Origin of the sequence: Micromonospora sp. NPDC023966, assembly GCF_040639095.1 — a bacterium.
In the GTDB taxonomy this organism is placed as follows: Bacteria; Actinomycetota; Actinomycetes; order Mycobacteriales; family Micromonosporaceae; genus Micromonospora.
The window spans coordinates 174,319-182,073 of the sequence record NZ_JBEZZJ010000014.1 but is presented as its reverse complement, the minus strand read 5'-3'; the positions used below and the strand labels follow the sequence as shown (position 1 = coordinate 182,073).

7 protein-coding genes are annotated in these 7,755 nt (G+C 75.4%); 4 read left to right on the top strand and 3 right to left on the bottom strand.

Annotation, left to right across the window (positions count from 1 at the left end):
* The first annotated feature begins 231 nt into the window (after nt 1-231).
* Nucleotides 232-1,320 (top strand): phosphatase PAP2 family protein, encoded by a 1,089-nt coding sequence (locus tag AB0F68_RS19920; protein WP_357340240.1) that lies wholly within the window; start codon nt 232-234, stop codon nt 1,318-1,320.
* Between the two features lie 59 nt (nt 1,321-1,379).
* Here AB0F68_RS19920 and AB0F68_RS19915 read toward each other — a convergent pair whose 3' ends face one another.
* From AB0F68_RS19915 to AB0F68_RS19905, 3 genes are all read right to left on the bottom strand, one after another.
* Nucleotides 1,380-2,675: a PH domain-containing protein gene (locus AB0F68_RS19915; RefSeq protein WP_357340267.1), complete on the bottom strand. Its 1,296-nt coding sequence runs from the start codon at nt 2,673-2,675 to the stop codon at nt 1,380-1,382.
* Nucleotides 2,676-3,199: 524 nt separating this feature from the next.
* On the bottom strand, nt 3,200-3,727 hold the full coding sequence (locus AB0F68_RS19910; RefSeq protein WP_357340264.1) for a PH domain-containing protein: 528 nt from the start codon (nt 3,725-3,727) through the stop codon (nt 3,200-3,202).
* An 8-nt stretch (nt 3,728-3,735) separates the two neighbouring features.
* Nucleotides 3,736-3,966, bottom strand: a complete 231-nt coding sequence (locus AB0F68_RS19905) for a hypothetical protein (RefSeq protein ID WP_357340238.1) — start codon at nt 3,964-3,966, stop codon at nt 3,736-3,738.
* Between the two features lie 241 nt (nt 3,967-4,207).
* Between AB0F68_RS19905 and AB0F68_RS19900 the strand changes: the two genes are divergently transcribed.
* The 3 genes from AB0F68_RS19900 to AB0F68_RS19890 are packed head-to-tail and all read left to right on the top strand — an operon-like array spanning nt 4,208 to nt 7,232.
* Nucleotides 4,208-5,314, top strand: a complete 1,107-nt coding sequence (locus AB0F68_RS19900) for a MoxR family ATPase (protein ID WP_357340236.1) — start codon at nt 4,208-4,210, stop codon at nt 5,312-5,314.
* On the top strand, nt 5,293-6,285 hold the full coding sequence (locus tag AB0F68_RS19895) for a DUF58 domain-containing protein (RefSeq protein WP_357340262.1): 993 nt from the start codon (nt 5,293-5,295) through the stop codon (nt 6,283-6,285). The genes AB0F68_RS19900 and AB0F68_RS19895 overlap by 22 nt, the downstream gene beginning before the upstream one ends.
* On the top strand, nt 6,282-7,232 hold the full coding sequence (locus AB0F68_RS19890; RefSeq protein ID WP_357340234.1) for a VWA domain-containing protein: 951 nt from the start codon (nt 6,282-6,284) through the stop codon (nt 7,230-7,232). The genes AB0F68_RS19895 and AB0F68_RS19890 overlap by 4 nt, the downstream gene beginning before the upstream one ends.
* Nucleotides 7,233-7,755 lie beyond the last annotated feature (523 nt).

Sequence of the window (7,755 nt, the reverse complement as noted above, 5' to 3'; positions counted from 1 at the left end):
ACGCAGGAACCGTACCCACCCCACCCGGGGCGAGGCGCGGACGCCCGAGAAGGGCGCTGTCTCACAACTCCACCGAGTTATGAAACAGGCCGTAGTGCAGCCGCCCCCGGACCCGGGCGGCGTCCCGACCGCCGCCCCGACCCTCCCGGTCGCCCGCTCCGGGGATCGTCCAGCCCGGCGGCGGACGGTCGGCGTCGGCGACCCCGTCGCACGCCGTTAACCTTGTCCGCGATGGCCGTGCTGACTGACCCCCCGCCCCCCGCCCCCGCCGGACCGACCACGTCCCCCGACGGCAGACGCCGTCGCGGGGTGGCGATGGTGATCTGGGGGATCGCCTTCGTCGCCGCCTGGCTCGCCATCGGCCTGCCGACCGACCCGGCGTACGCGTTCCTCTGGATCTGGGCGGGCACCATCGCCTGGCACTCGTCCCGCCCGTGGCGCAGCCACCTGCGCTTCGCCCGGGACTGGATCCCGGTGGTGCTGCTGCTGGCCGCGTACAACTTCTCCCGGGGGTTCGCCGACAACGGCGCGACGCCGCACGCCATGGAGCTGATCGTCGCCGACCGGTTCCTGACCGGCTGGGCCACCGGTGGCGAGGTGCCGACGATCTGGCTCCAGCAGCACCTCTACCGGCCCGACCAGGTGCACTGGTGGGACGTGGCGGTCAGCTGGATCTACTTCTCGCACTTCGTGGCGACGCTCGCCGCCGCCGCGGTGCTCTGGCTGCGGGACCGGGCGCGCTGGGCCGGGTACATGCGGCGGTGGGGCTTCCTCTGCGCGGCCGGGTTGGCCACCTACTTCCTCTATCCGGCCGCCCCGCCGTGGTGGGCTGCCCAGAACGGGCTGCTCACCGAGGTGGCCCGGATCTCCACCCGGGGCTGGAAGGAGATCGGCATGCACGGCGCGGGCAATCTGCTCAACGCCGGGCAGATCGCCGCCAACCCGGTGGCCGCCATGCCGTCGCTGCACACCGCGTTCGCCCTGTTCGTGGTCCTGTTCTTCCTGCGCGCCACGCGGAAGCGCTGGTGGCCGCTGCTGCTGGCGTATCCGCTGGCGATGACCTTCACGCTGATCTACAGCGGCGAGCACTACCTGATCGACGTGCTGGTCGGCTGGACGTACGTCGGGCTGACCTTCCTGGTGGTGGGGCTGGCCGAGCGCTGGTGGGCGGCCCGCCGGGCCCGCCGGGCCGCGCTCGCCCCGGCCGGTGGGGCCGCTCCGGCCGGCGAGGCCGCCCCCGCCGTCGGGGCGACCCGGGCGTCCGACGCGGCCGACGCCGCGCCCGCCGCCGACCCGGCCACGGTGCCGGCCGAGCGCTGACCGCTCAGCCCGGCTCGGCGCGGTCGTAGGAGCCGGCCGAGCGCTGACTATCCGGCTGCTCAGCCCGGCGGCCGGCCCCGGTCGGTCCGCCGGGCGGCGTGCGCCCGCGTGGTCAGCTCCGCCGCCAGCTCCCAGGCCTCGGCCAGGTCCCGGTCCAGCGCCGCCGCGCCCGTCCCGCCGGCGGTGTCCGCGTGCACGGTGGCCAGCCGCAGCCGCCGCTGCGCCGGGCCCTGGGTCACCCGCACGCTCTGGATCCGGGCGTACGGCACCAGCGTCAACCGGCGGGTGAGCAGCCCGGACCGGGCCACGAAGACCTCCTCGTGGAGGCCGGCGCCCACCCTCGCCCGGCTCAGCGGGCGCAGCCAGCGGGCCCGCCGGGGCGGCAGCGTGGCGGGCAGCGCCCCCAGCCGGACGCCGGGCAGCACCTCGGCGACGATCAGCTCGCCGGTGGGCGCGTCGCCGACCGGCAGCAGCCGGTCCGGCCGGTTCCGGTCGTCCGGCTCGGCCGCCGAGTAGCCGGCCACTTCCAGCCGCAGCCGCAGCCAGCCCTTCATCCGCCAGAGCAGCGGCCAGGTCACCCCGACGGTCTGCACCCGGTGCAGTGGCACGGTCTGCACCCGGGTCTCCAGCAGCCCGTTGCGTACCCGCAGCGCGTCGCCGTCCCGGTCCAGCCGGAAGCCCCAGTCGTCGAGCACCCGGCGGACCGGTTGCAGCACCACGCCGGCCATCGCGGTCAACGTGCTGGCGACCGCGATGAATGACCAGGAACCCTCGGAGAGGAACTGTGCCACCACGAAGGCCACGCCGAACGGGAGCAGGAACGCCTGCGGGGTGAGCAGTTGGCTGACCAGGAGGTCCCGGTTGCGGACGCCGTGCAGCAGGCGCCCGGCCGGGGCCGGCGCGGGCGGAGTGCCGGCGGCGGGCGGGGCGGCCTCGGGGGCGCGGCCGGCCACGGCGAGCAGCCGGTTCCGCAGCGCGGTCGCCTCGGCCACGCTCAGGTACGCCAGCGGCGCCTCGGTCTTGCCCCCGCCGACCACCTCCAGCCGCAGCTCGGCCAGCCCGGTGAGCTGCGCGAGCAGCGGCCGGACCACCTCCACTGCCTGCAACCGCTCCAGCGGGATCGCCCGGGTACGCCGCCAGAGCAGCCCCTCGTGCACCCGCAGCTCGCGGCCCACCACGTGGTAGCCGGTGTTCCACCAGCTGATCACGGAGAGCACCGTGGCGCCGAGGACGAAGACCGCGACCAGCGCGGCGAACCAGCCGAAGCCGACCCGCGACAGCGTCGACCAGGAGAGTCCGGCGATCACCACGACCAGCGACTTCGCGCCGTGCAGCGCCGGGCTCAGCGGGTGCAGGCGCTGCCGCGGCTCCTCGCCGGCCTGGGCGGGCGCCCCCGGTCCACCGGGCGCGGGCGGTCCCCACGGACCGGGTCCGCCCGGGGCGGAATGACTGGCCGAGGGCCAGGGCGGCGCTTGCGGGCCGTACCCGGGCGGCGGCGCGGGGTGGCCGTATCCGGGCGGGGGCGCCGGCGGGCCGTGTCCGGGCGGGGGTGCCGTCGGGCCGTATCCGGGCGGGGGTGCCGTCGGGCCGTATCCGGGCGGCGGCGCGGGCGGGCCGTATCCGGGCGGAGGTGGGGGCGGGCCGTATCCCGGCGGCGGCGCGGGATGGCCGTAGCCGGGCGGGGGTGGGGGGTGGCCGGGCCACGGTCCGGCCGGGGTGGCGGGGCCGGGCGGGTGGGCGTACCCGGGCTGCGGTGGCCAGGGGTGGCCGTTGTGTGTCGGCTCGCCCGCGGCCGGCGGCGGGGCGGCGGCCGGGTCGCCGTGGTCGGCGGGCGGGTGCGGCGGCGGGGCGCCGGGCTTCGGCTCGGCCGGGCCGTCGGTCACAGCCCCTCCGCCCGGTCCTCGCCCAGCGCGGTGAGCCGGTCCCGCAGCCGGGACGCCTCGGCCGGTCGCAGGCCCGGCACCCGGGCGTCGCTCGCCGCCGCGGCGGTGTGCAACTGCACGGTGGCCAGGTCAAAGGCGCGTTCCAGCGGCCCCGCGCTCACGTCGACGAACTGCATCCGGGAGTAGGGCACGATGGACAGCCGCCGGACCAGCAGGCCGTGCCGGACCAGCAGGTCGTCCGGCCGCTCGGCGTAGCCCCAGGCACGCACCGCGCGGACGATGGTGACCGCCCGCCAGGCGGCCAGGAGCAGCGCCACGCCCAGGGCGGCGCCGAACAGCCAGTGGCCGGTGACCGCCCAGGCCACGCCGAGCAGCACCAGCGCCACGGCGAGCAGGATGCCGAGCCGGATCAGTTCCACCCAGATCAGGTCGCGGGAGATCGGCTGCCAGCGGACGGTCTCCGGCCAGGGCTCCAGGGGACTGGTCGGGGCCGGCGGCCGGCCGGCGAGGTCGTCACCGTTCACCGGTTCGCTCACGATTCGAGCGTAGGCGATCCGGGCACCGGTACGACCTCGCGGAGGAAGCCGCGCGCGTCGAGGAAGTCGCCCAGCGACCCGTGGTGCGCCGCGCAGGCCAGCCAGGTCTTGCGCCGTTCGGGCGGGTGCAGGCGGGGATTGTTCCAGCGCAGCTCCCAGACCGCGAGGGCGCGACATCCCCGCGCCGAGCAGATCAGCTCGTCGTCGGGGGGAGTGGGAGTGGTCACCGGGGCGAGTCTACGGCCGTGCGCCCGGGAGCTTTAGCGCCGGGCGGCCACGGGGGGAGCCGCCCGGCGACGGGGTGAATCGTACACACGCCGGACCCCTTGTTGTCCACCCGTGTTCAGCGTTTTCCGTGCCCCGGGACGGCGCGGCGAAAATCGTCCCTCTCCCGCCCTCGGCTCTCAGCGAGGCATGACAGTCTTGATACGCACGACACCGCGACGACGACCAAGCTGTGGAGGACCGGTGGCCCAGCCGACCACGCCCGACGCCCCGACCCCGACCGAGGCCGCCCCGGACGCGCCGTCCCCGGCGACCACCACCCCGGCGCAGGACGCCACCCTGCTGGAGCGGGCGCTGTTCGAGATCAAGCGGGTGATCGTCGGTCAGGACCGGATGGTCGAGCGGATGTTCGTGGCTCTGCTCGCCCGGGGCCACTGCCTGCTGGAGGGCGTGCCCGGCGTCGCCAAGACGCTGGCCGTGGAGACCCTGGCCAAGGTGGTCGGCGGGTCGTTTGCCCGGGTCCAGTTCACCCCCGACCTGGTGCCGGCCGACATCATGGGCACCCGGATCTACCGGCAGTCCAGCGAGAAGTTCGACGTCGAGCTGGGTCCGGTCTTCGTCAACTTCCTGCTCGCCGACGAGATCAACAGGGCCCCGGCGAAGGTGCAGTCGGCGTTGCTCGAGGTGATGAGCGAGCGGCAGGTGTCCATCGGCGGCGAGACCCACCGGGTGCCGGACCCGTTCCTGGTGATGGCCACCCAGAACCCGATCGAGCAGGAGGGCGTCTACCCGCTGCCGGAGGCGCAGCGGGACCGGTTCCTCATGAAGATCGTGGTGGGCTACCCGACCGACGCCGAGGAGCGGGAGATCGTCTACCGGATGGGCGTCGCCCCGCCCGAGCCGGCCCGGGTCTTCGACACCCCGGACCTGATCGCGCTCCAGCACAGGGCCGACCAGGTCTTCGTGCACAACGCGCTGGTCGACTACGCGGTCCGGCTGGTCCTCGCCACCCGGGCCCCCGCTGAGCACGGCATGCCCGACGTCGCGCAGCTCATCCAGTACGGTGCCAGCCCCCGCGCGTCGCTCGGCCTGGTCCGGGCCACCCGGGCGCTGGCCCTGCTGCGCGGCCGCGACTACGCCCTGCCGCAGGACGTGCAGGACATCGCTCCGGACATCCTGCGGCACCGGCTGGTGCTCAGCTACGACGCGCTCGCCGACGACGTGCCGGCCGACCACATCGTGCACCGGGTGATGTCGACCATCCCGCTGCCCGCGGTCGCGCCCCGGCAGCAGGCCACGCCGCCGCCACCGGCCGTTCCGCACGGCGGCTGGCCCGGGCAGCGGCCGTGACCCCACCCACCCGGCTGCCGGCCGGGAACGAGCGCTCCGGCGCCGTCCTCGCCCGGTTGCAGCTCATGGTCACCCGGAAGCTGGACGGGCTGCTCCAGGGCGACTACGCCGGGCTGCTGCCCGGACCGGGCAGCGAGGCGGGGGAGTCCCGCGAATACCGCCCCGGCGACGACGTGCGCCGGATGGACTGGCCGGTCACCGCCCGCACCACCATGCCGCACGTCCGGCGTACGGTGGCCGACCGGGAGCTGGAGACCTGGCTGGCGGTCGATCTCTCGGCCAGCCTGGACTTCGGCACCGGGCAGTGGCTCAAGCGGGACGTGGTGGTCGCCGCCGCGGCCGCCCTGGCCCACCTGACCGTCCGGGGCGGCAACCGGATCGGCGCGGTGGTCGGCACGGGCGCGCCGGCACCGGCCGGCCGGTGGCGGGGAGGTGCCCTGCCGGCCGGGCCGGGGACACTGCGCCGGCTGCCCGCCCGGGCCGGGCGGAAGGAGGCGCAGGGCCTGTTGCGGGCCATCGCCGGCACCGACATCCGGCCCGGGCGCAGCGACCTGGGCGTCCTCGTCGACATGCTCAACCGCCCGCCGCGAAGGCGGGGCGTGGCGGTGGTGATCTCCGACTTCCTCGCGCCACCGCAGCAGTGGGGGCGGCCCGTCCGTAAGCTGCGGGTCCGGCACGACGTGCTGGCCATCGAGGTGGTCGACCCGCGCGAGCTGGAACTGCCCGACGTGGGGGTGCTGCCGGTGGTCGACCCGGAGACGGGGGAGCTGCACGAGGTGCAGACCGCCGACCCGCGCCTGCGCCGCCGCTACGCCGAGTCGGCGGCCGCCCAGCGTGCGGCGATCGCCGCCGAGCTGCGCACCGCCGGCGCGGCCCACCTGCGACTGCGTACCGACCGAGACTGGCTGCTGGACATGGTGCGTTTCGTGGCCGCGCAGCGGCACGCCCGTACCCGAGGGACGACCCGATGATCCGTTTTCTGCAACCGTGGTGGCTGCTGGCCGTGCTGCCGGTGCTCGCCCTCGCCGCCGCGTACGTCTGGCGGCAGCTGCACCGCCGGCAGTACGCCATGCGGTTCACCAATGTGGACCTGCTGCGCACCCTCGCGCCGAAGGGGCTGGGCTGGCGGCGGCACGCGGCGGCCACCGCCTTCCTGCTCTGCCTGCTGGTGCTCGCCACCGGGCTGGCCCGGCCGGCGATCGACACCAAGGAGCCCCTCGAACGGGCGACCGTGATGCTCGCCATCGACGTGTCGCTGTCCATGCAGGCCGATGACGTGGCGCCGAACCGGCTGGAGGCCGCGCAGGAGGCGGCAAAGCAGTTCGTCGGCGAGTTGCCGGAGAGCTACAACCTCGGGCTGGTCTCGTTCGCCAAGTCGGCGAACGTGCTGGTCCCGCCGACCAAGGACCGGGCCGCGGTGACCACCGCCATCGACGGCCTGGTGCTGGCCGAGGCGACCGCCACGGGCGAGGCGGTCTTCACCTGCCTGGAGGCGATCCGCTCGGTGCCGGCGGACGGCGCGGCCGGCATCCCGCCGGCCCGCATCGTGCTGCTCTCCGACGGCTACCGCACCTCGGGCCGCTCGGTGGAGGAGGCGGCCGCGGCGGCGCAGGCGGCCAACGTGCCGGTCTCCACCATCGCGTTCGGCACCGACTCCGGGCAGGTGGACATCGGCGGCCAGCTGCAGCGGGTGCCGGTGGACCGGATGGCGCTGTCGCAGCTCGCCGAGACCACCCAGGGCTACTTCTACGAGGCGGCCTCGGTCAGCGAGCTGAAGCAGGTCTACCAGGACATGGGCAGCTCGATCGGGTTCCGGACCGAGCCGCGGGAGATCACCCAGTGGTACGCGGGGATCGCGTTGCTCCTCGCGCTCTGCGCGGGAGGGCTGAGCCTGCTCTGGTCGTCCCGCCTGATCTGAGGCGGGACGGCCGGGCGCGGCCGGTGGTGGTCAGTGACCGCCGCCGGCCAGGACGAAGACGACGGCCACCCACATGGCGGCGAGGGTGAAGCCCAGCGGGGCGACGTAACGGCTCATGGGACTGCTCCGTGGCGACGGACGGTCCGGGCGGGACGGACCGCGGGGGTGGATCAGGGCGTACGCACACGAAGTCGTGACCGGGGTGCTCCGTCCGGGCCGCGCAGCACGGTCGCCCCGGCGGGAACGGCCGAGGAGACGGGGCGGTGCGGAGGGCGGGGGAGCGGGGTCAGCCGCGCCGACTGAGTCGTGGCTCAGCGGGACTGACGGTCGGCCCGGCCACGACTGGGAGGATCGCTATCTCGCACAGCGATCACCTCCTGCGGTCGGCGGGGCTCGACGATGCGGGCGATCCACTGCCCGCAAACGCTGATCATCGTACACCCGGCGCACCCGTGGCGCGCACTCGGCCGACCGGTCCACGGACCCGGCCCGACCGGGTCGTCGGGGTTCCCGGCGGGCCGCC